This window comes from Pelomonas baiyunensis, from assembly GCF_043555935.1.
GTDB classification, from domain to species: Bacteria; Pseudomonadota; Gammaproteobacteria; order Burkholderiales; family Burkholderiaceae_C; genus Pelomonas; species Pelomonas baiyunensis.
In genome coordinates this window covers 72,168-98,370 of record NZ_JBIGIB010000008.1, presented here as the reverse complement: position 1 = coordinate 98,370, position 26,203 = coordinate 72,168, and the positions used below count along the sequence as shown (strand labels likewise).

Annotated in this window: 21 protein-coding genes; 4 read left to right on the top strand and 17 right to left on the bottom strand. The window is 69.2% G+C overall.

Features of this window, described 5'->3' with window-relative positions; genetic code table 11:
* The 3 genes from ACG01O_RS21835 to ACG01O_RS21825 form a co-directional block, all read right to left on the bottom strand.
* The coding region (locus ACG01O_RS21835) for a TniQ family protein (RefSeq protein WP_394387697.1) at positions 1–1,400 on the bottom strand (1,400 nt) is incomplete at its 3' end.
* Entirely contained in the window at positions 1,397–1,765 is a 369-nt protein-coding gene (locus tag ACG01O_RS21830; RefSeq protein WP_394387695.1) for a helix-turn-helix domain-containing protein, read from the bottom strand. The genes ACG01O_RS21835 and ACG01O_RS21830, both read right to left, overlap by 4 nt.
* 61 nt (positions 1,766–1,826) lie before the next feature.
* Positions 1,827–3,569: a TnsD family Tn7-like transposition protein gene (locus ACG01O_RS21825; protein WP_394387693.1), complete on the bottom strand. Its 1,743-nt coding sequence runs from the start codon at positions 3,567–3,569 to the stop codon at positions 1,827–1,829.
* A gap of 378 nt (positions 3,570–3,947) precedes the next feature.
* Here ACG01O_RS21825 and ACG01O_RS21820 point away from each other — a divergent pair, with 378 nt between their 5' ends.
* Positions 3,948–4,694, top strand: coding sequence for a hypothetical protein (locus ACG01O_RS21820; RefSeq protein ID WP_394387691.1), 747 nt, complete (start codon positions 3,948–3,950; stop codon positions 4,692–4,694).
* A 192-nt stretch (positions 4,695–4,886) separates the two neighbouring features.
* On the opposite strand, the gene glmS is transcribed toward ACG01O_RS21820, so the two are convergent.
* Entirely contained in the window at positions 4,887–6,746 is a 1,860-nt protein-coding gene (glmS, locus tag ACG01O_RS21815; protein ID WP_394387689.1) for a glutamine--fructose-6-phosphate transaminase (isomerizing), read from the bottom strand.
* 132 nt (positions 6,747–6,878) lie between these two features.
* Between glmS and ACG01O_RS21810 the strand changes: the two genes are divergently transcribed.
* Positions 6,879–7,376, top strand: coding sequence for an Lrp/AsnC family transcriptional regulator (locus ACG01O_RS21810; protein WP_394387687.1), 498 nt, complete (start codon positions 6,879–6,881; stop codon positions 7,374–7,376).
* Positions 7,377–7,399: 23 nt separating this feature from the next.
* Here the strand turns inward: ACG01O_RS21810 and ACG01O_RS21805 are convergent, their stop codons facing one another.
* From ACG01O_RS21805 to fba, 7 genes are all read right to left on the bottom strand, one after another.
* Complete coding sequence (locus ACG01O_RS21805) at positions 7,400–9,058, bottom strand: serine/threonine protein kinase (protein WP_394387685.1); 1,659 nt, start codon at positions 9,056–9,058, stop codon at positions 7,400–7,402.
* A gap of 52 nt (positions 9,059–9,110) precedes the next feature.
* Positions 9,111–10,232 carry a hypothetical protein gene (locus ACG01O_RS21800; protein WP_394387683.1) on the bottom strand — a complete coding sequence of 374 codons (1,122 nt, stop codon included), beginning with the start codon at positions 10,230–10,232 and terminating at the stop codon, positions 9,111–9,113.
* Positions 10,233–10,278: 46 nt separating this feature from the next.
* Entirely contained in the window at positions 10,279–11,178 is a 900-nt protein-coding gene (locus tag ACG01O_RS21795; RefSeq protein ID WP_394387681.1) for a phosphoribosylaminoimidazolesuccinocarboxamide synthase, read from the bottom strand.
* A gap of 33 nt (positions 11,179–11,211) precedes the next feature.
* Entirely contained in the window at positions 11,212–11,592 is a 381-nt protein-coding gene (locus ACG01O_RS21790; protein WP_394387679.1) for a response regulator, read from the bottom strand.
* Between the two features lie 2 nt (positions 11,593–11,594).
* Positions 11,595–14,720: a PAS domain S-box protein gene (locus ACG01O_RS21785; protein WP_394387677.1), complete on the bottom strand. Its 3,126-nt coding sequence runs from the start codon at positions 14,718–14,720 to the stop codon at positions 11,595–11,597.
* A 108-nt stretch (positions 14,721–14,828) separates the two neighbouring features.
* Positions 14,829–15,257 carry a gamma-glutamylcyclotransferase family protein gene (locus ACG01O_RS21780; protein WP_394387675.1) on the bottom strand — a complete coding sequence of 143 codons (429 nt, stop codon included), beginning with the start codon at positions 15,255–15,257 and terminating at the stop codon, positions 14,829–14,831.
* Complete coding sequence (gene fba, locus ACG01O_RS21775; RefSeq protein ID WP_394387673.1) at positions 15,254–16,318, bottom strand: class II fructose-bisphosphate aldolase; 1,065 nt, start codon at positions 16,316–16,318, stop codon at positions 15,254–15,256. The genes ACG01O_RS21780 and fba overlap by 4 nt, the downstream gene beginning before the upstream one ends.
* 145 nt (positions 16,319–16,463) lie before the next feature.
* Here fba and ACG01O_RS21770 point away from each other — a divergent pair, with 145 nt between their 5' ends.
* A complete protein-coding gene (locus ACG01O_RS21770) occupies positions 16,464–17,483 on the top strand; it encodes an ATP-binding protein (RefSeq protein ID WP_394387671.1) in 1,020 nt (339 codons plus the stop codon).
* A gap of 7 nt (positions 17,484–17,490) precedes the next feature.
* Here the strand turns inward: ACG01O_RS21770 and ACG01O_RS21765 are convergent, their stop codons facing one another.
* Positions 17,491–18,390, bottom strand: a complete 900-nt coding sequence (locus ACG01O_RS21765; protein ID WP_394387669.1) for a pirin family protein — start codon at positions 18,388–18,390, stop codon at positions 17,491–17,493.
* Positions 18,387–18,941, bottom strand: coding sequence for an NADPH-dependent FMN reductase (locus tag ACG01O_RS21760; protein WP_394387668.1), 555 nt, complete (start codon positions 18,939–18,941; stop codon positions 18,387–18,389). The genes ACG01O_RS21765 and ACG01O_RS21760 overlap by 4 nt, the downstream gene beginning before the upstream one ends.
* A gap of 53 nt (positions 18,942–18,994) precedes the next feature.
* Here ACG01O_RS21760 and ACG01O_RS21755 point away from each other — a divergent pair, with 53 nt between their 5' ends.
* Positions 18,995–19,198: a heavy-metal-associated domain-containing protein gene (locus ACG01O_RS21755; RefSeq protein ID WP_394387666.1), complete on the top strand. Its 204-nt coding sequence runs from the start codon at positions 18,995–18,997 to the stop codon at positions 19,196–19,198.
* Between the two features lie 7 nt (positions 19,199–19,205).
* Here the strand turns inward: ACG01O_RS21755 and ACG01O_RS21750 are convergent, their stop codons facing one another.
* From ACG01O_RS21750 to ACG01O_RS21735, 4 genes are all read right to left on the bottom strand, one after another.
* Positions 19,206–21,449, bottom strand: a complete 2,244-nt coding sequence (locus ACG01O_RS21750; protein WP_394387665.1) for a xanthine dehydrogenase family protein molybdopterin-binding subunit — start codon at positions 21,447–21,449, stop codon at positions 19,206–19,208.
* 11 nt (positions 21,450–21,460) lie between these two features.
* Positions 21,461–21,916, bottom strand: coding sequence for a (2Fe-2S)-binding protein (locus ACG01O_RS21745; RefSeq protein WP_394387663.1), 456 nt, complete (start codon positions 21,914–21,916; stop codon positions 21,461–21,463).
* A 153-nt stretch (positions 21,917–22,069) separates the two neighbouring features.
* The gene (locus ACG01O_RS21740; RefSeq protein ID WP_394387661.1) at positions 22,070–24,463 is read right to left on the bottom strand and encodes a hybrid sensor histidine kinase/response regulator; all 2,394 of its coding nucleotides are present in this window, start codon (positions 24,461–24,463) and stop codon (positions 22,070–22,072) included.
* The gene (locus ACG01O_RS21735; RefSeq protein WP_394387660.1) at positions 24,460–26,139 is read right to left on the bottom strand and encodes a FecR domain-containing protein; all 1,680 of its coding nucleotides are present in this window, start codon (positions 26,137–26,139) and stop codon (positions 24,460–24,462) included. The genes ACG01O_RS21740 and ACG01O_RS21735 overlap by 4 nt, the downstream gene beginning before the upstream one ends.
* Positions 26,140–26,203: the final 64 nt, after the last annotated feature.

The window sequence follows — 26,203 nt, the reverse complement described above, 5'->3', positions numbered from 1 at the left end:
CCGGGGTTGGCGGGTTTGGGGCACATTTGTGGCCGGGGTGTGTTTTGTTTTTGGGGGGGGCGTTGGGGGGGGGGCGCGGGCGGGGCCCCCCGCCGCTGTCGCGGCGGCGCCATCGGCCTGGGTCTCGGCGGCATGGTCCTCCGTTGCTCAGATCGTCGAATGCCATTCAACGCTGCCCGAAAGGGTCCGGCCGATTGAATGAGCAGCCGCTCCAGATCCGCTCGGTCAATGCTGTGCGCCTTGCTTGCATGATCTATTGACACCCCTTCGATGAAGACGGCGGCCGCTGCATCCCGCACCAAGCGCGATGCGGCACCGCCCAGGTTCGGAAGCCCCTCTTCTTGCAGGCGCTTTCGGGCAGCATAGCTACTCAGGCCCAGCTGTCGCGCGACTGACGCATGGCAACCTCTGCAGTCGATGTAGGCGTCACGTAGTTGCTGATCTGAGACCTCAACCGGTGCCGTGCAAACCCGAGCTTTCACACTGTCAGGTGCGGACGGCTCGAGCATCGCGTTCACCGCTTCATCCGCTGACTCGAAGAGCGATGCAAATACGATGGCATAGACCGTCGATGAAATGCCCATACGCTTGCCAGACAGTGCTCCGTCAACCGGCGACCAGAACTCTCCGATCCGCTTTTCAACGAGGCCCGGCACGACTGAGGCCAGCCAAGCGTCGTCGAAACGCTCTTTGACGAGATCGCTGACGAGCTGATGCTCTACCGCTCGGCGACCCGTGTGTAGCCCAAGCTCCATGGCCCGTGCTCTTGCGGCACGCGAAACATCGCGTTCATCGAGTGGTCTCGACCTGGCGAGAAGGTCTGCCATGATCGACAAATAACGCTGGACAGCACCGCTGCGCTCCAACTTCCTTACCCAGCTGAAGTCAACTGCGTGATGGCTGCTGTAGAACAGCGAGGGCGGCGACAGGAATGCGTTTGGAGCATCTGCGTAACCCAACGGCAAGCCATGTTTGGTGCAGCAGTAGAGCCCTGGTAACTGATGCTCTCGGCGCCAGTAGGACATGCCGTGAAAATCGATATCTTCCTCAACACATTGAGTGCACAGGTAGGCACCTGGCCGCGTGTCCCGTAGCGCTATGGACCACAGCAGTGAGCGTTTGCTTGTGCAGCCGTGTTCGACCTCGGGCAGTGTGGCAACAACCGCCCGACGTAACGGCAAGGTCGTATGCGCTCGGACAAAGTGCGCGACGTCGACGCCGGCCACCTTCGCTAGCAACTCCACGGTGGAAAACTCCCGCCGCGAGGTCCCGGCGTTGCCCGACCACTCCATCAGTGCGTTCATCGCAAGCTTGGGGTCCGTCAAACCGTTGAAGGTCATGACCCTGCCCCTGTAGCCAGGGGCATATTCTTCCGGCAGTACGTCAGGGCGGATGGTCATCCTTGGCGGTCCTTCGAGCCCTGCGATTCGGCCCGCGGCTTTGCCCGGAGTACTGACAGCGAACGTATGACTGTCGACAGCGCCCTGGCGTGCGATGCCGACCCGTCCCATGCGGCTTGAATCGCCTCAACGAGTTCGGCGTTTCCGCGAACGGCATCCGCAGTGACGCCGACGGAGAACTGCTCGACGTAGAGGCACACCTCCTCCATGAGCCTTGACTGGCGTAGCCCCCGGCCGGAGAGGATGCGGCTCACCTGCGACTGGCTCGCGCCAACGGCATCGGCGATCTGGGCCTGAGTGATCCCATGCTCCCTGCAGATTTCACCTGCCTTGATAGCACGAGCTAGGGTCGCTGCGTCGTTCATGCATAAAGCATACTTAAATGCATATTTGCATGTCAACCTGATCGGCCGAGCGAGGATCCATTTACAGCAAGTCCGGCGCGCTGCCGGCCCGGCGACGACCAAGTGCCCGTTCGATGACGTGCTGCGTGAGTGGCAGTCGGTGAAGCACCGCTAGCTTGGGCTTCAGTCCAGCGACGGCTTGGTAGATCTGCCACAACTGCAATGGACGGCCGGGCCGAGCCAGACGCTCCACCGCCTTCTCGACCTCGCCGCTGAGCGACAGGTCCCGCTCGTCCCACCGAACCGTGTTCTCCCGCGGATTCGTTTGGCTCGTTCCCTTTGCTGGCGTGTGTTCTGTCAGCCAGGCCCGATCGTTCCGATAAAGCCACGCATAGCTGGCTGCGTCCATTGCTCGCAGCATCTTCACGCCAAGACATGGGTGATTGCGAAGCAGCTTTTGCCAAGCGCTGCGAGCGCGCCGTTGCGCCGCCGCAGCCCTCGCCGCCTTCCAAGCCGAGTGCAGCCCGACCTCCGTGCGCAAGAGCCTCGTGACGGTCTCAACAGAGATGCCATGGCGACCCGCCGCATCCTGCTTATCCATCCCCTTGCGAAGACACTGCACAAGAGCAGTGCGAACAGCGGCTTTCAAGATCTTTGGTCGTCGCGGCACCGGGATGCCTTCAGCGGCAGCCCAGGCCATCGCGGTTGACACATCGACGCCGACTTCCGTCGCTGCGGCAGTCGCGGACGCCCCTGACTGAAGCAAGGCAGCTAGCCGCGCTCGACGAGCAAGATCGCTGTCAGACCGACTCGCCGGCGAAGGTCCTTCGCTGGCCGGCCGGACGGTGACAAGATCAGTGGCGGCTGTATGAAGCGAAGAAAAATCATCAGCGCCGGAGAACAGCCAGTCGATCGCCACCAACAACCTGATCGGATGGACGCCCGAGCGCAGCGTGCGGATCAGCCTGCTGATCTGTGCCTTCGCCTCCGCAAGAGTCGAAGGAAGGCCGGAAAGTTCAGCCGGAAGGCGCAGTGTTGAGCAATGCTGCATGTAGTCGGTCGCTGCCACCGTGAGCCGCGCGTTGCCCGCTACCGTCAGCCAACCTCGCTCCCGAAGCCTTGCGCGAAGCGTGTCCTGCACAGCATCAGCTCCCAGCCAACCATCCTCCCTGTCGCAATCCACCAGGGCGATCGTCAGCTTGGAAAGGCGAATCAGCGCCGAACGTTGCGCGTCATCGCCCGCCAGCCAGGGATCCACAAGCTGAGCTTCAGCAGGACGGCTCCAGAGGAATCGCTCGACGCCCGTCGACTTGACCTGGGATATGCGCAACGGCGTGCCATGCACCGGGCACATCCAGACGCCAGGATATTGATGCACGAGATGCCAATAAACCCAGCCATGTTCCGTCAGATCGGCCTGCATGCACGCCATGCAAGCCTTCAGCGGATGGTTGGCCCTGAAGCGGCTCGTCAGCAGGCCCAATCGAAACTTGAGGTGGGAAACGGCCGAGCCCCGCATTGCCCAGATGGCGTCGTCGATCTGGGCCTTGGCAAGGAATGGCCGATAGAACCGCAGCACCGTCCGGTCACGTGCGATCTCAACGGCGGACCCGAATTGCCCTTCGGATCGAAGAGCGAATGCGTCGAGCCCGCTCGGGAAGTCATGCTGGGTACCCAAGCGCTTGCCGCCAAACATGATCTCGGTCGAATGCGAGGACAGGCTGTAGCCCCACAGACAGTGCTGACGGCTGCACAAGCTGAACAGGGTTTCCCCCGGGAGCCACGGCAGCAGTGAATCGACGCGTGGGATCAGGTCGACGGACATGTTGAGAGCGTTCTCAGCGACGCCCCGCACTGCGAGGCACTGCTTTCGATGGAATCCGGCCAGTGTCCGGCAGAATCTGCATCAGACCTAGGCGGGACGATCCTGATCGCTCCAAGAATCCCGGGCAAGGCACAAAGAGGCTATGGTCCAGCGGACTGCGACGCGCGGCACCAATGCCGGCCATGCGTTATGGGGATGCTCGGGTTATCCGGTTTGCAAGGGGACGCGAGCGATCGGCTGAGCACCCAGCGTCAGGTCCGGCGGGATCGCCGCTTGCTTCGATTCAAACAGCTCTAGTGGCCGTTTCAATGTCCTGCTCTCAGCCACTGACGGCAGGCGCAGAGGGGAGATTCAAGCGTGGCGAATCGAAGCGTAGAAATGCTTGCCTTGAGCGTTCCGCTTACGGCAATCAAGAAGCTCTCCGATGAGCAGCGCTTTGCCTACTACTTGCTCGGACACATCTTCAACGAACTGATGTGCCTTCAGAAGCTTGTAGGTTTTGCGCTGCCGAAGCACGATGACCCTCGACCAGCACGTCTGCGTCCTGAACTTGGTCAGGCGATGTTTCTGTTTCGGCTCGCGAGCGGAAAGATCTGGGAAGCAAGCAAAGCAATTCGGGAAACCAAGGAACTTGCAAAGACGCTTCGTGAAGACGTACTGCCCCTCTTGCCGGACGGCTTGAAGAGGCTGAAAGAACTGAACGCTGCAGTCAACAGCGCGACTTGGCTATCGCCTCTCAGGAATGGCATGGGATTCCACTTCCCCAACTTCGAGCGCTGGAGCAGCCACGTTGTTCCCGACGAGTCCTGGGTGGACGACCTCGTCTTCTTGGGTGACAAGTCTGGCAACACGTACTACGACGCGGCCGACACGGTTGCTCAAGCCTGGATGTTCGAGCAATACGGCACAGTCGATCTGCGAAACGCAGTGGACCCACTAATTGGCCAAATGATCGACCTGCTGCGCATCATGAACTCGTTCTTGGAGGACGCATTGGGGGTGTTTGTTGCTGAAGTGATCCTGGAAGGTTCAGCAAAGCCGCAACTTGTCGGCAAGGTCCTTGCCCCAGAATTCGAGCGCGTCTTCATACCGTTTTGGACAGCGATGCCTTCAAGGCGGACATAGGCGTTCGGCCGTCCAGCAACATTGCCAATGACGAGGCAGCGCTGGCGGACTCAGCAAGGTCAGCCCGCATGGGTGTCATCGCTAGGACTGCCTCGCCTTGCCGTTTTCGACTTTATTGGCTAGTTTTCGACTTTAATGACCTGTTCACGACTATTTTTGGTCGGAACACGAACCTGACCTCGCCCGTTCCGGTCATTCGACCGTCACGGACTTGGCCAGGTTTCTCGGTTTGTCCACATCCGTTCCCCGTGCACAAGCCGTGTGATACGCCAGCAGCTGCAACGGCACCGTGTGCAGGATGGGGCTCAAGGCGCCGTAGTGTTCGGGCATGCGGATGACGTGCAGGCCGGGTTCGCTCTCGATGGCCGTGTCGCCGTCGGCAAACACGTAGAGCTGGCCGCCGCGGGCGCGGACTTCCTGCATGTTGCTCTTGAGCTTTTCCAGCAGCGCGTCGTTGGGGGCCACGGTCACGACGGGCATTTCGGCGGTCACCAGCGCCAGCGGGCCGTGCTTGAGCTCACCGGCGGGGTAGGCCTCGGCGTGGATGTAGCTGATTTCCTTGAGCTTGAGCGCGCCTTCCAGCGCGATCGGGTAGTGCAGGCCGCGGCCCAGGAACAGGGCGTTTTCCTTGCGGGCGAACTCTTCGCTCCAGGCAATGACTTGCGGCTCCAGCGCCAGCACGGCCTGCACGGCCACGGGCAGGTGGCGCAGGTCTTTCAGGTGCTGGGCTTCGGCTTCGTCGCTGAGGTGGCCGCGCGTCTGCGCCAGGGCCAGGGTCAGCAGGAACAGGCCCACCAGCTGCGTGGTGAAGGCCTTGGTGGAGGCCACGCCGATTTCGGCACCCGCACGGGTGATGTAGGCCAGCCCGCACTCGCGCACCATGGCGCTGGTGGCCACGTTGCAGATGGTGAGGGTGTGCCTCATGCCCTGGGCGCGGGCGTGCTTCAGCGCGGCGATGGTGTCGGCCGTCTCGCCGCTTTGGCTGATCGTCACAACCAGCGTCTTGGGGTCGGGCACGCTGTCGCGGTAGCGGTACTCGCTGGCGATCTCCACGCTGGTGGGGATCTTGGCGATGCTTTCCAGCCAGTACTTGGCGGTGGAGCCCGAGTAGTAGCTGGTGCCGCAAGCCAGGATCAACACCTTGTCGATCTCTTTGAACACGCGGTAGGCGCCGTCGCCAAACAGCTCGGGGCTGATGCTGGTCACGGCGTCCAGCGTGTTGGCAATGGCCACGGGCTGCTCGAAGATTTCCTTCTGCATGTAGTGGCGGTAGGGGCCCAGCTCGGCGGCGCCGCTGTGGGCGTGCACGGTCTTCACTTCGCGCTGCACCGCGCCGAAACGGCCGGTGGCGGTGTCCAGCCGGCTGATCCAGTAGCGGCCCAGCTGCAGGTCCACCACGTCGCCTTCTTCCAGGTACACGATCTGGTCGGTCACGCCGGCCAGGGCCATGGCGTCCGAAGCCACGAAGTTCTCCTGCTCGCCCACGCCCAGCACCAGGGGCGAGCCCTCACGGGCGGCCACCACGCGGTGGGGCTCATCGCGGCAGAACACGGCCACGGCGTAGGCGCCCTTCAGGCGCGGCAGGGCTTGCTGCACGGCGTCCAGCAGGTCACCGTTGTAGAGGTGGTCGATCAGGTGGGCGATGACCTCGGTGTCGGTCTGGCTGGCGAAGGCGTAGCCGCGAGCCTTGAGTTCGGCGCGCAGTTCGTCGTGGTTCTCGATGATGCCGTTGTGCACGAGGGCAATGCGGCCCACGCTGGCCTCGCTGGCATTGGGGCCGGCCGAGAAGTGCGGGTGGGCGTTGTGCACCGCCGGGGCGCCGTGGGTGGCCCAGCGGGTGTGGGCGATGCCGGTGCCGGCCGAGATGCCGTCTTGGTCGGCCTGGGCTTGCAGCTCGGCCACGCGGCTGGTGGAGCGGGCGCGCTTCAGGCCGCCGTCCTGGTGCACGGCCACGCCACAGGAGTCGTAGCCGCGGTACTCCAGGCGCTTCAGGCCTTCAACGAGGATGGGAACGATGTTGCGCTGACTGACCGCGCCGACGATGCCGCACATGGATGGGTTCTCCGTTTGAGGAATGGCGGCATCGTAGGCAGGCCATCGCGGCAGATGCATCCATTTTTCTTGCGTAATTGAATGAATCTTGCACTGCTTTGGCGTGATGCAATTTTCTTTCACAATGTTGCCATGCATGAATGGATTGATGCCATCGATTTGCGCCTGCTGGACGCGCTGCAGACCGACGCCTCGCTCAGCAACCAAGACCTGGCGGCCCGCGTGGCCGTGTCGCCCGCCACCTGCCTGCGCCGCGTGAAGCGGCTGGTGGAGGCGGGGGTGATCGAGCGGCGGGTGGCCCTGCTCTCGCCCGACCACCTGGGCGCCGGGCTGCACGCACTGCTGGAGGTGACGCTGGACCGCCAGGGCGCCGAGCATCTGGACGCCTTCGAGGACCGGGCCGTGGCCGAACCCGCGGTGCAGCAGTGCTGGCGGGTGTCGCCCGGGCCGGACTTCATGCTGGTGGTGCAGGTGGCCGACATGCCGGCCTACCACGCGTTCACGCAGCGGCTGCTCACGCAGCAGGCCAACGTGCGCAACATCAAGGCGTTTTTCAGCGTGAAGCGGGCGAAGTTCGATACGCGCATCACGCTGCCAGCGGCGGCAAGCACGCCACCCGCCAAGGCCTGAACAGCAGCCCGCCGGCGCCCCGCTCAGGGGCCGTTGTCGCGGCTGCGGCTGCTGCGGATCTCGCGCAGCTTCACGCACTCGGGGTCGGTCTGGAACTGCGGCTTCTCGCACTGGCGGTCGATGCACCAGGCCCGCGCGAACAGCGTGCGCCCCCCGCAAGCCTCGGCCGCGGTGCGGGGCTCGGGCGATGCCGCCGCCGCACTTCCGGCCGCATTGCGCGCGCCGGGCGCACTGGCGGGCGGCGGGTCGTTGGGCGACAGCGTGGGGCTGCCCGACACGGGCCGGAACTCGCCCGCCTTCTCGGTGATGATGGGTCGCGGCTCCCGACGGGGTTCGCGGCGCGCGGCGGGCACGGAGGCGGCCGACGCCATGGCAGGGGCCACGCTCGGCGCAGAGGCTACAGACGCCGCGGACGCTCCTTCAGCCGGCCCGGCCACAGTCGAGGAAGCCGCCTCGGCCACCGCCGGCGATGACGCCGCCGATGCCGCCTCCACCGCAGCCAACGGTGCCTCGGCCGCGGGGCGGCGCACCTGGCGGGCGAACACCCACAGCATCAACACCCCCAGCACGGCGGCCGCTGCCAGCAGCAACCGGGCACTGCGGGCGCTCCGGGCCGGGCGGGCCGCGCGAGGCGACGGGGCAGGCTCGGCCGGCAGCGCGTCCAGCTCCGACGGCAGGAACTGCAACGTGTCGGCGAACTCGATGTCCAGGCGCTGCGGGCGGCCGGCCGGGGCGGGAATGGCTGGGGTTGGAGCCTCCGCACGCGGCGCGGCAGCCTGCGCACTCGGCACCGGAGCCCGCCCATCCACCACCTCGCGCCAAGCGGCCACGCTGGCCGGGCGCTGGTGCGGCGCCACGCGCAGCGCCCAGTGCAGGCCGGCCAAAAAGGCGGGCGAGTAGCCGGGCAGCTGCAGTGGCTGCAGGTCGTCGCCCATGGCCCGCGCGGTGGCGGGCGGCGGGGGGTGGCCGGTCAGCAGCTCGTGCATCACGGCCGCCAGCGCATAGAAGTCGGTCCACGGGCCCTGGCGCAGGTTGGCGGCCTCGGCGTATTGCTCGATGGGCGCGAAGCGCGGCTTCAGGATGGCGGTGAACAGCTGCGTGCGGTCGCCAATGGCTTGGCGCGCGGCGCCGAAGTCCAGCAGGATGGGCGGGCTGCCGTCGGCCGGCAGGAAGATGTTGTCGGGCGCGATGTCGCGGTGCCACACCTGCTGCGCATGCAGCACGGCCAGCCCGTCCAGCACGGCGTCAAACACGCGGCGCACCCAGGCTTCGGGCGGCGGCGTGGGCTGCGCGGTGCGGGCCTGGCGCAGGTTCTGCCCGCTCAGCCGGGGCATGGCCATGTAGGCCGTGCCGTTGGCTTCCCAGAAGCGGTAGACCTTCAGCAGCGAGGGGTGGTCGAAGCGCGCCAGCAGCCGCGCTTCGTTCACGAAGCTGGCCAGGCCGAGTGCAAAGGTCTCCTGCATCGCGGGCGAGCGCACCACCACCTGCGAGGCGCCATCACGCGCCGCGAACTGGCCGGGCATGTATTCCTTGATGGCCACCTCGCGCTCCAGCGCGTGGTCGCGGGCCAGGTAGACGATGCCGAAGCCGCCCACGCCCAACGTGCCCAGAATTTCCAGCTCGCCAAAGCGCGTGCCCACCGGCAAGGCGGACAGGGCGGCGTCGTGGAGCTCGGCAGACATAGGGCGGCGAGGGTAACGCAGGCCGGGCGGCCGCTGCGGCCGGAAAAACCGGTCAGCGTGGCGGAGTGCCCAGCCCTGCCTCGGCCAGCCGGCGCGCCCACAGGCGGCGCTGGGCGGCATCGTCGGCCCAGGCGGCTTGGGCGGCCTCGCCGTGGCGCTGCGCCAGGCCCGGCTCGTTCAGCCGGGCGTACACCTGCGCCAACCGGGCGTGCAGGGCTGCGCGCTCGTCCAGGTCGCAGTGGGGCGAGTCTTCCGCCAGCACCTCCACGGCGGCCTGGTCGGCCAGCGCGCGGGCCCGCGAGGCCTCGCCGGTGTTGGCCCAGCACCAGGCCAGGTCGGCCAGCAGGCTGCCGCCGGTGCGGGCCAAGCCCGAGGCCATGGCTTCGGGCAGGTGGGCCTCCAGCAGCGGGGCGGCCGCGGCAAAGTCGCCCTGCACGGTGAGCAGCTGGGCACGCAGCAGCGGGGTCAGGTCGCCCCGGGCGGAGCCGCCCACGGCGTCGTCGAAATGGCCAATGGAATCCACGCCCAACAGCACGGCCGGCGCCTCGCCGGGTTCGCCCGCCAGGGCGGCGTGGCGGATGCGCACCGCGCGCATCTGCATCTGGTTGTAGAGCAAGGCAGCCAGGCCGGCGTCATCGCCCTCGGCACTGGCGGCGCGCCGGCCCCAGGCGTACCAGGCGGTGGCCACGGCCGGGTCTTGAGCCAAGTCCCAGGCCATGCCGAGTGCCGAGGCCACGCGGCAGGCGGCGCTGTCGTCCGCCGGGCCGGCCAGCGTGGCCGTGGCGTGGGTGACGAGGCGCTCGATGTCCCGCTCCACAAACGCCATTTGCGCGAGCCAGGCGTCGCACTGCGCTTGCAGCACGCCCAGGCCGGCGTGGCGCGCCATCACATGCGCGCGCCGCACGCGCTCGCCCGCGCCGCCACCAAAGGCGCTGAAGTAGGCGGTCAGGCCTTCGGCCAGGTGCAGCCAGGCGGCCAGGTCCACGCGCGGGTGCACCAGCGCCTGGGCGTGCAGGCGGTTCAGGGCCTCGCGGGCTTCCGCCGCGCGGCCGTGGCGCAACCACAGGATGGCGCGCTGCACCTGCAGCACCGCCGCCCGCGCCGGCACGGCGGCCGCCAGGGCGATGTCGGTGTCCAGCCGCTGGGCGAGCCGGCTGCGCAGCTTGACGTTCACCGGTTCCCCCCTCGGCCCGCAGGCAGCACGCAGCGCGGCACCATGCTCAGGCCGTCAGGCGCTGCAGGGCTTCTTCGTACTTCTGCACTGTGTTGGCAATCACCTCGGCCGGCAGGGCCGGGGCCGGGGCGACCTTGCCCCACGGCTGGCCGTCGATGCGCACGGCTTCCAGCCAGTCGCGCACGAACTGCTTGTCGTAGCTGGGCGGGTTGCTGCCGGGGGCGTAGCTCTCCACCGGCCAGTAGCGCGAGGAGTCGGGCGTCAGCACCTCGTCCATCAGCGTCAGCGCGCCGTCGGCGTCCAGGCCGAACTCGAACTTCGTGTCGGCAATGATGATGCCCTTGGTGAGGGCGAAGTCAGCCGCGCGCTGGTACAGCTGGATGGAGATGTCGCGCACCCGCGCGGCCAGTTCGGGACCGACGATGGCGGCGGCCTGATCGAAGCTGATGTTCTCGTCGTGGTCGCCCATCTCGGCCTTGGTGGCGGGCGTGAAGATGGGCTCGGGCAGCTTGTCGGCATTGCGCAGGCCGGCCGGCAGGGCCACGCCGCACACGCTTTGGGTCTTCTGGTACTCGGCCCAGCCGCTGCCAGCCAGGTAACCGCGCACCACGGCCTCGATGGGCAGGGGCTTCAGGCGCTTCACCAGCATGGCGCGGTCGCGGATCTGCTCGCGCTCGGCGTCGGTGGACACGGCGCCCAGCGGGTCGTCTCCGGTCAGGTGGTTGGGCACGATGCCCTGGAGCTTGTCGAACCAGAACAGCGCCATCTTGGTCAGCAGCGCACCTTTGCCCGGGATGGGCTCGCCCATGATGACGTCGAAGGCCGAGAGGCGGTCGCTGGCGATCATCAGGATGCGGTCGTCACCGACGGCGTAGTTCTCGCGCACCTTGCCGCGGCCAAGCAGCGGGAGGGAGGTCAGGCGGGATTCGTACAGGGCTTGGGACATGGCGGCGCGGGCGTCAGGCGGAAGGGCCGGATTTTAGGTGCCGCCTCCTGGCAGGTGCCGCCGCACGCTGGCGGCAAAGCTGTGCACGTCGATGGGCTTGCTCAAGTACCCGTCGCAGCCCGCGTCGCGGCAGCGCTGGGCGTCACCCTGCATCGCAAACGCGGTGAAGGCAATCAGCGGCACGCGGGCCAGGTCCGGCGTGGCCTTGATGGCCCGCACCAAGGTGAGGCCGTCGGTGCCCGGCAGCTGGATGTCCACCAGCGCGATGTCGGGCCGGCAGGCGCGCAGGCGAGCCCAGGCCTCGTCGGCGTCCATGGCGCAGTCCACCACGAAGCCGCCGGCTTCCAGCACGAACTGCGCAAGCTCCAGGTTGAGCTCGTTGTCGTCGATCACCAGCACCCGTTCGCCCGCCATGCTCAGCCTCCAGCGGCGCCACCGCGGCGCACGCGGCGGCCTTGGCGGGCGGCGCGCAGCATCGCGTCCCGCACTTCGGCCAGAGCCTGCGCAGGTTCGGGCGACGCCAGCTGCCCGGCCGAGCGGGCCAGCGCCTCGATCTCGGGCGCGTCCATGGACAAGGCCGTCCAGACGATGACAGGCAGGTCCGCCCACTGCGGCTGGCTGCGCAGCGCATGCAGCACCTGGAAGCCGTCCACGCCGGGCATCATCAAGTCCAGCACCAGCGCGGCGGGCTGCAGGGTCTGCAACATCGACAGGGCCTGCGCGCCACCGTCCGCGGCCATGGCCTCCACACCCGTGGCCTGCAGGGCGGCGCACATGAGTTCGCGCGATGCGGGGTCGTCGTCCACCACCAGCACCGGCCGCCCCGGGGCGAAGCGGTCACGCAGAGGCACCAGGGCCCGCGCCAGTGCCGGACGGCGCAGCGGCTTGGCCACCACGTCTGAAATCGGGAAAGCCACGCTGGCGCCCGAGGCCGGCGTGAGCGCCAGCGCCTTGACCGCCGCATGCATGGACGGCCCACCGCTGCGCAGGCTGGCCAGCAGGCCCAGGCCGTGCGCATCCGGCAGGCCCAGGTCCAGCGCCAGTTCGGTGTAGCGCCGCACCCGGGCCAGGCGCAATACCTCGGCCGCCGTGCCGGCGGTGTCGGCCAGCACGCCGGCCTGGCTGAGGTCGCGCGCCACACCGTCGCGCAAGGGGTGGTGCCGCAACGCCACCAACTGCTGGTGGGCCGGGCGAGCGTTGGCGGCGGCCTCGGCGTCTTGCGGCTCACGGGGCAGCACGGCGTAGAACAGGCTGCCCTGCCCCGGCTCGCTGTACACGCCCACGCGGCCGTGCTGGGCCTCCACCAGCCGGCGCGTCAGCGCCAGGCCCAGACCGGTGCCTTGGTGGCGCTTGGTGAGGCCGTCGTCCAGCTGCTGGAACTCCACGAACAACTGGTCGATGCGATCGGGCGGAATACCGATGCCGCTGTCTTGCACCTCCAGCCGCCACAGGCGCGGGCCCTCGCCCGCCATGCGCAGCTCCACATGGCCGCCGGCCGGCGTGAACTTGATGGCGTTGGAGAGGTAGTTCAGCAGCACCTGCTTGAGCCGGGCCGGATCCAGCACCAGGCCGTGCAGGTCGGGGGCGATGGACGACTTCAGGCTCAGCCCGCGCTGGCCGGCCAGCACGGCCACGGTGGCCATCACGTCGTCCACCAACGCCGGCAGGTCCACCGGCTCGGGGTGGAACTCCATCTTGCCGGCCTCGATCTTGGAGAGGTCCAGCACGTCGTTGATCATGTTCAGCAGGTGGCGGCCGCTGCTGGCGATGTGCTGCAGCCACTGCCGCTGGCGCTCGGGGTCGGGCGGCGTGTCGCTCATCGTGAGCAGGTCGGAGAAGCCGATGACCGCGTTCAGCGGCGTGCGCAGCTCGTGCGACATGTTGGCCAGGAACAGGCTCTTGAGGCGGCTGCTTTCCTGCACGCGTTGGTTCTCGGCCGCCAGCCACACGGCCTGCTGGCGCGCCTGCTCGGCGGTGCGCATGGCGGTCACATCGGCCACGATGCCCACCAGGCGTGCCGCACCCGCCTCGTCCCGCGTGACGCGGGCGTCCAGCCGCAGCCAGTGCGTGCTGTCGTCCGGCCACACCACGCGGAACTCGGCGTGCCACGGCAGCTGGCCTTCCGGCAGCGCCTGCAGCCCGGCCCCCACCATGGCCCGGTCGTCGGGGTGCACACAGGCCAGCAACTCGTCACGCCCCCAGGCGCCCGTCACGTCCGTGAGGCCGAAGCAGTGGTCGAAGCGGTGCGAGCGGTGCATCTGGCCCGACTCGACCTCCAACTCCCAATCGCCAATGGCGGCGCATTCCAGCGCAAACCGCAGCCGCGCCTCGCTCTGGCGCAGCGCGGTTTCGATCTGCCGCTGGTGCGTCAGGTCGCGGGCAGACTTGATGCCGCCCACAATCTGCCCCGAGGCATCGCGCAGCGGCGACACCTGGGCCGAGATGTCCACCCGCCGGCCGTCCTTGGCCAGCCGCACGGTGCGAAACGGCGGCACCTGCTCGCCGCGCGCCAGGGCCTGCAGGATGCGGGCCTCTTCGGCCTCACGCTCCGGCGGAATCAGCATCTGCACCGGCTGGCCCACGGCCTCGACCGCGCTGTAGCCGAACATGCGCTCAGCGGCCGCGTTCCAGTTGGTGATGCGGCCGTCCAGCCCTTTCACCACGATGGCGTCGGCGCTGGACTCCACCACCGCCGCCAGGCGCCGCACCTCGGCCTCGGCAAAGGTCAGGCGGCTCATGTCGCGGAACACCACCGCAATGCCGCGCACCCGGCCGTCGGCGTGGTGCGTGAGGCTCACATGCATTTCCACCGGACACCGCAGCCCGCCGCGCGTGAGGCACACGGTCTGCCGGCGCAACGCCACATCGCCCGCCCGCTCGCGCACCAGGTCCACCGGGTTGCGTCGCGTCCACTCCGCCGGCACCCCCTCGCGCACGAACACCTCCCACACCGAGCGGCCCAGCGCCTCGCCCAGCGTCCAGCCGGTGATGCGCTCGGCCACGGCATTCAGGCGCGTCACGAAGCCCTGGTCATCGGTGGTGATGAAGCCTGCGTCGATGGCCGACAGCGCCGTAGCCAGGCTTTGCTCGGTTTCCAGGAGGTGGTCTTCCGCGTGGGCGCGGCGGTCCATTTCCTGGCGCAAGGCCTCGTTGGCTTGACGCATCTCCTCCACCGAGGGCAGCGCCAGCAGCTTGGGGCTCAGCCGCCAGGCCACCACCGCCGTCAGCACCGACGCGGCGGCGGTGATGACCTTGCCCACGGTTTGCAGTTCGTAGTCGGGCCGCCAGATGGTCCAGACATCCAGCACGTGCGTGATGCCGCAGGCGAAGATGAACACGCCAAACAGCGTGGCCAGGCTGCCCAGGTTCACCTGGGGCCGCTGCCGGGCGTAGCGGGCAATGACGAAGGGCAGCGAGAAGTACGCCACCGCGATGGCGAGGTCCGCGCCCACCATGGTCCACAGCAACCCTGGCGACCATTGAAAACAGTAGCCGTGCGGCAGAAACCCCGCCCGCGCCACCAACCCGGTCAGCTCGTCCATGTCACGCCCCCGGCGTCAACCACACAGCGTGGTTATGTCAGCCGATTGTGACGGTTTGCCCTGCATCCCGCAGGGCTTCACGTGGGGGGATTCCTACCGGCCGGTTTCTCAGGGTTCCAGGGCCTGGAACCCCACGTAGCGCGCGGTGAAGCGGGCATGGCCTTCGCGCTCGAAGGCGGCCACATCCCACTCACCCGGCAGCAGCTGCGCCGCAGCGGCCTCGGCCTTGAAGCGGTAGACCCAGGCGCTGACAGCCTCGCCGCTGGCCAGCGTCACGGTCACGGGGGTGCGCTCGTAGTCGTCACCCTCGAAGGCATCGAGCCGCGCCCAGGCCGCGGCATCCACGTCGCGGTACAGCCGGCCTGCCACGGTGCTGCCCTCGGCCGGGCGCAGGCCCGGGTAGTCCTGCCCGCGCACCGGGTGGCGCGCGTGGCCCGCCAGCGAGGCGGGCTCGCTGGCGAACTCACGCCCGCAGACGCGGGCCATGATGTCGGCCCACATCAGCGAGCCATAGGTGAAGCAGTGCGCCGGGCTCACTGCACCTTCTGCGCGAGTTCGCCGCGGGCATAGGCCGCAGCGATGTCAGCCAACGTGCGGCCCTTGATCTTGCCGGCCTGGCCCTCGCACCCGAACTCCAGGTAGCGCTGCTTGCAGATGGCCTTGGCGGCCTCGCGGGCGGGCTTGAGCCATTCGCGGGCGTCGAACTTGTCTGGGTTCTCAGCCAGGAACTTGCGCACAGCGCCCGTCATCGCCAGGCGGATGTCGGTGTCGATGTTGATCTTGCGCACGCCGTGCTTGATGGCTTCCTGGATTTCCTCCACCGGCACGCCGAAGGTCTCCTTCATCTGGCCGCCGTACTTGTTGATGATGGCCAGCAACTCCTGCGGCACGCTGGACGAACCGTGCATGACGAGGTGGGTGTTCGGGATGCGCGCGTGGATCTCCTTCACGCGGCTGATGGCCAGGATGTCGCCCGTGGGCTTGCGGCTGAACTTGTAGGCGCCATGGCTGGTGCCGATGGCGATGGCCAGCGCGTCGAGCTGCGTGGCCTTCACGAAGGTGGCGGCCTCTTCCGGGTCGGTCAGCATCTGGGCGTGGTCCAGCTTGCCGGCCGCGCCGATGCCGTCTTCCTCGCCGGCATCTCCGGTTTCCAGGTTGCCCAGGCAACCCAGTTCGCCTTCCACGGTCACACCGACCGCGTGGGCCATGTCGACCACCTTGCGGGTGACCTCCATGTTGTATTCAAAGGACGACGGGGTCTTGCCGTCTTCCATCAACGAGCCGTCCATCATCACCGAGCCGAAGCCCAGCTCGATGGCGCCGGCGCACACCTTGGGGCTGGTGCCGTGGTCCTGGTGCATGACCAGCGGGATGTGCGGGTACATCTCGGCCGCGGCCTGGATGAGGTGCTTGATGAAGGGCTCGCCCGCGTATTTGCGCGCGCCGGCCGAGGCCTGCAGGATGACCGGTGCACCGACTTCGTCGGCCGCGGCCATCACGGCCTGCACCTGCTCCAGGTTGTTCACGTTGAAAGCTGGAATGCCATAGCCGTGTTCAGCGGCGTGGTCCAGCAACTGGCGCATGGAGACGAGAGGCATGGGAATTTCCCCGGTGGAGTTGAGAAATCTGGGCCGACTGCGGTGTGCACCCTAGGCTGTAACCGCGCCGTAACTGGTTGGGGATTCTATGGATGCGCGGGCATGCCCCACCCCCACGGATGGGAGGAGTCAGCACAATGGCCCCATGACAAGACTGGTGTTCGACCACCTCACCAACTGGATCACGGCCGCCGCCAGCGAGCATTCGCACGACCTGGCCGCCCACATCGAGGAGCGCACCGGCGCCAGCCACCGGGCGGCGCTGGCCGCGCTGAAGCGCCTGGTGGACGCCGGTTGGCTGGTGCGCAGCGGCAGCCGCGCCCGCCCAGTGTTCGCGCCCGGAGCCTTGCGGCAGGTGGCCCGCAGCTACACGCTCTACGGCCTGCAGGAAGACCTGCCCTGGCAGCGCGACTTCGCGCCCCATTTCGCGCTGCCCAAGCATGTGGAGCGCATGATCCAGCACGGGTTCACCGAGCTGGTGAACAACGCGGCCGACCACTCCGGCGGCAGCAGCGTCACCGTGTCGCTGCGCCAGACGCCCAGCCACGTGCAGTTGCTGGTCAGCGACGACGGCATTGGCGTGTTCGACAAGATCTGCACCGCCTTCCAGCTGGAAGACACCCAGCACGCGATGCTGGAACTCAGCAAGGGGCGGCTCACCAGCGCGCCCGACGCCCACACCGGCCGGGGCCTGTTCTTCAGCAGCCAGCTGGCCGACGTGTTCGACATCCACGCCAACAACACCGCCTACCAGCGCCGCGCATGGGAAAGCAGCGGCTGGAAAAAAGGCCGCGCCCTGCCCCGCCAGGGCAGCAGCATCTACATGGCGATTGCGCTGAACACCACGCGCACACTGGACGGCGTGATGAACGCCTGGAGCCTGAGCGGCGACGGCATCGAGTTCGACCAGACCCGCGTGCAGTTGCGCCTGTTGACGACCGAAGGCCAGGCGCTGGACTCCCGCGCCGCCGCCCGCCGCGTGGGCCTGCGGCTGACGACCTTCAAGCGCGCCGAGATCGACTTCGACGGTGTGACCGATGTGGGCCACGGCTTCACCGACGAACTCTTCCGCGTGTTCGCCAAGGCCAACCCGCAGATCGAGTTGGTGGCGGTGAACACCACGCCGCGCATTGACGCGCTGGTGAAAAGCGCGCGCGCCGGCTGAGCCCGGCTCAACCCGGCCGGCGCAACGCCGGCACCGGCGGCACCGCGATGCGCGGGCCCACATAGCCCGCCACAGTGCCAAAGCGCCCGCCGTCGTCCTGCGCCCAGTCTTGGGCCCAGACGGCCATCTCCGCCGGCTCGCGGCCGACGAAGTTCCACCACAGCAGCGGCGGTGTGGCCCAGGGCTCGCCGCCCAGTAGCAGCAGGCGCGACGCCGCGGTGCAGCGCAGCTCAAGCGCCTCACAACCCGGCCCGACGTAGAGCAGCGTGCCCGGCGCGACGGTCTCGACGGCGTTGTACCCGGCCGGCGCCACCTCCACCTCGCCCTCCAGCAGCATCACGCCGTGCTCAAAGCCCGGCTGCAGCGCCAGCACCGCGTCGGCGGGGCCGCTGGCCACCAGGTCCAGGCCCAGCAGCGGCGTGAAGCTGGGCACGGGCGAGCGTTGGCCGGCGAACTCGCCCACCAGCAGCGTGCCGTCAAACCCGCCGGCGTCCAGCTGCGGCAGCTCCGCAAAGTGCTGGAAGCTGGGCGTCCGCTCGCGCTCGGCATCCGGCAGCGCGATCCAGAGCTGCGCCAAATGGATGCGGTCGGTCTGCGACTCCTCGCTGTGGCTGATGCCGTGGCCGGCCGTCATCAGGTTCACCTGGCCGGGGCGCAGCAGTTGCTCGGAGCCCAGGCTGTCGCGGTGCAGGATTTCGCCTTCGATCATCCAGCTGAAGGTGGACAGCCCCGTGTGCGGATGCGGGCCGACGTTCATGCGCTGCGCGGTGGTGGCCGGGCCGGCGTGGTCGGCAAAGCACCAGGCGCCAATCGTGCGGCGCGCCGCGCTGGGCAGTGCGCGGCGAATGGGCAGGCCGCCCACGTCGCCCACGTGGCTGCGGATGCGCTCGACGAACACGGCGCTCATGCCGACCGCTTCTGCACGAAACCGACGAAGCCCTCGACGAACTGCTGCAGCTGCGCACGCACCTTGTCGTCGATGAGCTGGCCGTCGGCATCGAACACCGTGTTGGCGCGCGACACCATCAGCCGGCCGCCCATCCAGAAGTCGTTGCCGAAGGCGCGCAGCACGGACAGCAGCGCGTCCTGCGCCTGCACGGTGCCAAAACCCCCAGGCGTGGCGCCAAGGACCGCCGTGGGTTTGCCGCCGAACAGCTTGGCGCCCTCGCCGCTGGGGCGCGAGAGCCAGTCCAGCCCGTTCTTCAGCACGCCGGGCATGGAGTTGTTGTACTCAGGGGTGGCCATCAGCAGCCCGTCCGCCGCGTGGATGGCCTCACGCAGTGTGGTTACCGCCTCGGGCATGCCCTGGGCTTCCAGGTCGCCGTCGTACAGCGGAATGCCGTGCAGGGTGCGCACCTCCACGGTCACGCCTTGCGGGGCCAGCGCCGCCGCGGCGCGCAGCAAGGCGGTGTTGTAAGACCCCTGGCGCAGCGCGCCACTCAATGCGATCAGATGCATGTCAAAGCCACCGCAAAAGGATGGGGCGATGATGCCAGCCTCAGGAGACGTTCATGCACCACTTCACGCTGCCCGACATGAGCTGCGGCCACTGTGTGGCCGCCATCACCGAAGCCGTCCAAGCCGCTGACGCCCAGGCCAAGCTGCAACTGAACCGCGAAGCCCGCACCGCCGACATCGACAGCGCCCTGCCCCGCGAGGCTTGGGTGACCGTGCTGACCGACGCGGGCTACCCGCCCGCGCCGGCCACCGCCTGAACCGGCGTCAGGCGAAGCGGAACGGCAGCTCGCGCTGGCGCTGGCCGGTCAGGCGCGCCACCGCGTTGGCCAGCGCCGGGGCCAGCGCCGGCAAGCCGGGCTCGCCCATGCCCTTGGGCGGATCATTGCTGGGCACGATGCTGACCGTCATGACCTTGGGCGCCTCGGTGATGCGCGGCATGGCCATGTCGTAGAAGTTGTTCTGCTCCACCACGCCCTGCTTGAACGTCACGCGGTGCGTGGGCATCGTGGTGCCCAGCGCCATGATGGCCGCGCCCTGCACCTGCGTCTCCACCGCCTTGGGGTTCACGCACAGGTTGCAGTGCACGCCGGCGTGCACTTCCTCCAGCACCGGCTGGCGGTCTTTGCCCTTGCCCTTGAGGCTGGCCACCACCACGTAGGCCACGACGGACTCGAAGCTCTCGTGCACCGCCACGCCCCAGGCCTGGCCGGGTTTGAGCTTGCGCTTGCCATAGCCGCTCTTGTCCACGGCCGCCTGCAGGGCCAGGCGATGGCGCTCGGCCTTGGCGTTGCCCTCCATCAGCTTGAAGCGGTAGGCCACCGGGTCTTGCTTGGTGGTGAACGCGATCTCGTCGAGCAGCGTCTCCATCACGTACGCGGTGTGCGTGGCGCCCACCGAACGCCACCACAGCACCGGCACGTTCACCTCGGGGTGGTGCACGCTGAGGTTCATGGGGATGTCGTACGGGTCGCGCATGCCCTCGGTGGTGGTGCCGTCCACGCCCTTCTGGTAGCCGAAGCCTTCCAGCGGCGAACCCTTCAGGATGCTCTGGCTCACGATGCGGTGCTGCCAACCGGCGATCTTGCCGGTGGCGTCGAAGCCGATCTCGGCGCGGTGCACGGTCATGGGCCGGTAGTAGCCGGCCTTGAGATCGTCCTCGCGGCTCCAGATCACCTTCACCGGCATGGGCTGGCCGGCCTTGGCCAGCGCCACGGCCACGGCAGCGGCCTCGCGCGGGTACTCGCTGGCCGGCGTGGCCCGGCGGCCGAAGCCGCCGCCGGCCATCTGCACATGGATTTGCACCTGCTCCGGCTTCAAGCCCACGGTGGCGGCGACGCTCATCGCGTCGATGCCCGGCATCTGCGCGGCGTAGTACAGGTCGCAGCGGTCGGCCTTCAGGTCCACCGTGCAGGCCAGCGGCTCCATCTGCGCGTGGTTCAGGTAGGGGAAGACGAAGTCGGCCGTGATCTTCTTGGGCGCCTTCGCCCAGCCGCTCGCGTCGGCCTGGAACTCCGGCTTGGGCGCGGGCGTTCCCGGCGTCTTGGCCAGGGCCAGGTACTGCTGCGTGAGGGCGGCGGTGTCGGGCTTGGCCACGCCGGCCAGGTCCCAGTCCACCTTCAGTGCGTCGCGGCCCTTCTTGGCCGCCCAGTAGCCGTTGGCCACCACAGCCACGCCTTGGCCGCCGCGGTCCAGCGTCACCGGCAGCACGGCCTTCACGCCCTTGACCTTCAGCGCCTCGGCGGCGTCCAGCTTGCCGACCTTGCCGTTGAACACCGGCGGGCGCTGGATGACGGCCACCGCCATGCCCGGCAGGTCCACGTCCATGCCATAGGCCTGGGTGCCGGTGCTCTTGGCCTTGGAGACGGTCAGCGTCGTGGGCTGGCCGATGCGCTTGAAGGTCTTGGGGTCCTTCAGCGTGACGGCTTCCGGCACGGGCAACGCCATCGCGGCATCGAAGAACTCGCCATAACCGGCCGTCTTGCCGGCGCCGCTGATGACACCGTTCTCAGCCTTCAGCTGCGCCACCGGCACGCCCCAGGCCTGGGCGGCGGCCGTCAGCAGCATGGCCTTGGTGCGCGCGCCCAGCTCACGGTATTGCTGGTAGCTGTTTTTGATGGAGTTGGAGCCGCCAGTGAGGTGGATGCCGAACAGCGGGTCCACGTACTTGGCTTGTTGGTCGCCGAAGCCGGTGCGCACGCGGCTCCAGTCGGCGTCCAGCTCCTCGGCGCAGACCATGGCCAGGCCGGTCTCAATGCCTTGGCCCATGTCCATGCGGTTGCACAGGATGGTGGTGGTGCCGTCCTTGGCGATGCTGACGAAGGCCAGCGGCTGCTCGGTGGGCTTGGAGCCCGGCTTGGCGCCGGCCTGGGCGCGCACCGCGCCCGGCAGCAGGGCCAGGCCCACGGCGCCGCCCACGGTGGCGGTGACGAAGCTGCGGCGGGACAGGCCGTGCGCAGCCGCGCCGGCAGCGGCGGTGACCGCCTGGTCGATGAGGCGAGGGTTGAGCATGGTCGGTGTCCTCAAGCGAGCTGGGCGGCCGCGGCGTGGATGGCGGCGCGGATGCGGGTGTAGGTGCCGCAGCGGCAGATGTTGCCGGCCATGGCCGCGTCGATCTGGGCGTCGGTGGGCTTCTTGTTGCCCTTCAGCAGGGCCACGGCGCTCATCACCTGGCCGCTCTGGCAGTAGCCGCACTGGGCCACGTCGTGGGCCACCCACGCGGCCTGCACCGCTTGCCCGACCTTGTCGTTGGCCAGGCCTTCAATCGTGGTGACGGGGCCTTGCACCGACGAAATCGGCGTCATGCAGCTGCGCACCGGGCTGCCGGCCACGTGCATGGTGCAGGCCCCGCATTGCGCCGCACCGCACCCGAACTTGGACCCGGTGAGCTTGAGTTCTTCGCGCACAGCCCACAGCAGGGGCATGTCGGGGTCGGCGTCCAGCGCCACCGCGCGACCGTTGACGGTCATGTTGATCATCGGGAGTCCTCCTTGGGTGGGAAGCCGATGACTCTAGCCCGCGGCATCGTCCCTGTGTTTCACTCGGGCATTCGTCGGCGTTTCACGCGCGGGTACACGCGCGGGGTGGAGTGCGGGTTCACTTGCGGGCGCGACAGCTGCGGCGCCGACCGCTCAGCCGGCACGCGCATACCGGGCCAAGGCCTGCAGCAACGCCGCCAGGCTGATGGGTTTGGTCAGGTGGGCGTCACAGCCTGCCTGCAGCGACTGCTGCACGTCGGCGTCGAACGCGTGGGCCGTGAGCGCCACGATGGGCGTGCGCACCCGCCCCTGGGCCGATTCTTCTGCGCGCCACTGGCGGGTGGCGGTCAGGCCATCCACCTCGGGCATCAGCATGTCCATCAGCACCAGGTCGAAATCACCGCTGCGCAGCGCCTGCAGCGCCTGCGCGCCGTTGACCACGCGGGTGATGCGGTGGCCCAGCGGCGCGAGCATGCCCTCGATCACCAGCACGTTGACGTCGTTGTCCTCCGCCAGCAGCAAGTTCAGGCTGCGCTGCGGCGCCACGCTTTCGGCGCGCGGGGCCAGGCGGTCGTCCTGCGGGGGACGGGCGTCGGGGAGGTCCAGCCGCACCTCGAAGCGGCTGCCCTCGCCCTCGCGGCTGCTCACGCGAATGTCACCGCCCATCAGCTGCGCGAGGCTGCGCGTGATGGCCAGGCCCAGCCCCGTGCCGCCAAAACGCTGGGCAATGCTCGCGTCGGCCTGCTCGAAGGGCTCGAAGATGTGCGCCAGCCGGTCGGCCGGGATGCCCATGCCGGTGTCCTGCACGCTCAGGCACACCTGACCCGGCTGCCCGTCAGCCCCGGTTTCACGCGCCAACTCCACCGTCACGCCGCCGCGCGCGGTGAACTTCAGCGCGTTGCCCACGAGGTTGGTGACGATCTGCGCCACGCGTTGCGCATCCCCCAGCACCCAGCCGGTGGCCTCGGTGCGCGCAAACACGCGCAGCCACAGGCCCTGGCTCTGCGCCCGCTCCCGCAGCAGCTCCAGCTGCAGCTCCACCAGGTCCACGAGGTTGAACGGGTGCGAGGCCAGCGTGAGGCGGCCGCTTTCGATGCGGGCGTTGTCCAGCAAGTCGTTGATGAGTGCGAACACCTGGCGCCCGGCGTGCCCCAGCACCTCCACGTGGTGCGCCTGCTCCGGGCGCAAGGGTGAGCGGGCCAGGATGTCCGAGAAGCCCAGCACCGCGTTCATGGGCGTGCGCATCTCGTGGCTCACCTGGGCCAAGAGGTCGGTCTTGGCGCGGCTGCGGGCCTCGGCCAGCTCCCGCTCACGGTGGAGTTCGCGCTCTCGCGCCTGCGCCTGCCGCACCCGCGCCATGGCCGTGAGCGCCAGCGCCCAGCCCAGCACGTACACGCCGGGCCAGGGCGACACCACCCAGCCCATCGCCCACGCGGCCCACGCGCCCAACACCAGCCCCGCCAGCGACACCGCCGCAGCCGCCGCGGTGCGCCGCCACACCAGCGGCCACGCGCCCCACAGCAGGGTCAGCACCGCCGCCAAAGCCACCGCACCGCCTGTGTCGCGCCGCACGGGCGCAGGCGTGGCGCCCAAGGCGTCGAACACGGCTGCGTTCAACACCGTGCCGCCGAGGGGCCCTTGCGGCGTCATCACCGCATCGGCAAAGAAGGCGCTGCTGCCCACAAACACCGCGCGCCCGGCCAGCTGGGCGGCCAGTTCGGGGTCATCCACCATGCCCAGCGCGGCCCGCATCAAGCGCTGGCCACTCACGCGCGGCCCCGGGCCGCCGTCGGCCGGCCAGGCCAGCCAGGCGCGCGCTTGGGCGTCCACCGGCCAGCGTCGGGCGCCCACGGTCAGCACCCCGTCGTCGGCCTCTACGCGCCAGGCGGCCGCGCCGTCAGCCCGCAAGCGCGCGGCCAGGGCCAGGCTGGGCACGGTGCGGCCCTGCACGCGGTGCAGCAAGGGCACACGGCGCAGCCGGCCGTCGTCGTCCAGCGGCGCCGAGATCACGCCCAGGCTGCCGGGCGCGGTCAGCGCGTCGAGCAGCGGGTCGGCCGGCGCGGTGAGCGCGCTCCAGGCCACGCCCGGCCCATCGGCCCCACCCAACCGGCCCAGCGCACGCGACTCGGCCTCGCTGGCGGGCGCCAGCTCCAACCCGGGCTGCGGACGCAAGCCGGCCGCGGCCAGCACCACCGGGGGGCCGCGGCGCAGCGCCTCGGCCAAGCGGGCATCGCCCTCGCGCGGCCCCGCCAGCACGATGTCCAGCACCACCAGCCGAGCGCCGGCCCGGCCCAGGTAGTCCAGCATCAGCGCGTACACCTCGCGCGAGTACGGCCACTCGCCCAAGGGCTCGCGCAGGGCGCGCAGCGAGGCGTCGTCCAGGTCCACCACCGCGCTGGCGGTCGCAGCCTCCGGCGCTGCCGGCGCCGAGATGCGGGTCAGCAGGTCGGCCGCGGTGCGGTCCAGCCGTGCCTGCAGGCCGGTCAGCGCGAGCGCGGCCCACAGCAGCAGCGCTGCCGGCAGGGCCAGCCAAGGCCAGCGCCTCAAAGCAGCGGCACCACCAGCAAGGGCAGCAGCCACAGCCAGCGCGGGTAGGGCTGCTCGATCTTCTGCGTCTGCCCCCACGGGCTGGGCGCGCCGGCAGCGTTGAAGGCCTTGGCCCGCAGGAAGTAGGTGCCAGGCGAAGGCTTGGGCAGGGTCAGCTCGGGCTTGTCGGTGGAGAAGCGCTGCACAGCGGCGCCGTCGAAGGTGTCGACCGGGCTCCACTCCAGCTCGTAGCGGGTGACGCCCGCGTCCGCACGCCAGCGCAGCTTGAGCTGGTCACCGCTGACCTCGGGCTCGGCCGGCGGCGGTGCTGGCGGCGGCGGCACGAGGAAGAAGCGCTGCCCGTCGCTAAACGGCCCGGCGCGACCGCTGGGCTCCACCGCGGCGATTCGCCAGTGGTACTCACCGTAGGGCAGGTCGAGCTTCGCGCCGTTGCCGTCTTGCGGGGGGGCGTCGAGCACCAGGTCTTTGAAGCCCGCGTCGCGCGCCACCTGCAGGCGTGCGCGTGGCGCGGCTGTGTTGATCGTCCAGCTCACCAAGGCCGAACTGCTGGCGCTGTAGATGACGGCGTTGGGCGGTGGCCCCTGGATGAACGGCGGCTCCGGCCGGGCCTGCAGGCGGACGTCGGCATCGGCGGCGGCGCCTTCCTGGCCGCGCGCGTCGATGGCGCGCAGGCGCAGGCGGTAGTCGCCATCGGCCAGCTCGCGGGCCTCGCCCCAGTTCACGCGGGGCTCGGTCACCCGGGCGTCGAGCAGCAATTGGTCGTCACTGCCCGCGGCATACAGCTGGGCGCGCCAGCCCACCGCCCCGGCGGGCGACGCCGCCCAGGCCAGCTGCAGCGGCAGACGCTCGGCCACGCGCGGCAGGGCGGCCAAGTCGGGCGCCGGCAGCAGTGCGCCCACGCTGCGCGCCGCGCCGTCGGCCAGCAGGCCCTGGCCCGCCGCCACGGGTGCCGTCAGGCCATCGGCCTGCACCGCACCGCTGAGCACCTGCATGCGGCTTTGGCCGCCGGCCGTCTGCACGCGGAACTCGGTGCCGCGCACGCCCAGGTTCACGTGCGGCGTGCGCACCTCATACAAGGGCACGCGCTGCGCGTTGGGCACGACGCGGCTGTCCGCCCCGCCTTGCTGGATGCCAATGCGCACGGCAGGAATTGCCCCACGCCCCAGCACCAGCAACTGGTCCAGCGTGACATCGCTGTCGGGCGGCACGAGCAGGCGCGAGCCATCGGCAAAGCGCAGGCTGGCGCTGCTCTGCGTGCCCGTGCGGATGCGGTCACCACTGCGCAGCGTGGCGCCAGCCGTGAGTGGCTCGGTCGCGCCGCCGCGTTGCAGGCTCACCGCCCCGCGCGCAAACGTCGCCTCGGCCACGCTGGCCTCGCGGCGCAGCCAGGCCACGGGCATGCGCAGCGTGCTGCCGGGCTTGAGGCGCAGCGGGTCGGGCACGCGGTTGAGCTTTTGCAGGTCGCGCCATTGGCGGGGCGGGGCCAGCCAGGCCTCGGTCAGGCTGATGAGCGTGTCACCGGGCTGGATGCGGTAGGCCCAGTCCGCATCGGGGGCGGCCGTGGGCGGGTCAGCCCGTGGATCAACTCGTGGTGCAGTGCGTGCGGACGTCTGCGCGCCCACCGGCCCGGTGGCCAGCAGCACGCAAGCAACCCAGCCCAGGATGGCGCGGCGCATGGTGTGGTTCTCCCTGTTGTCGGCAGGATCCTAGACCCAGTTCGGAGCGGCGGGGGCTGCCGCG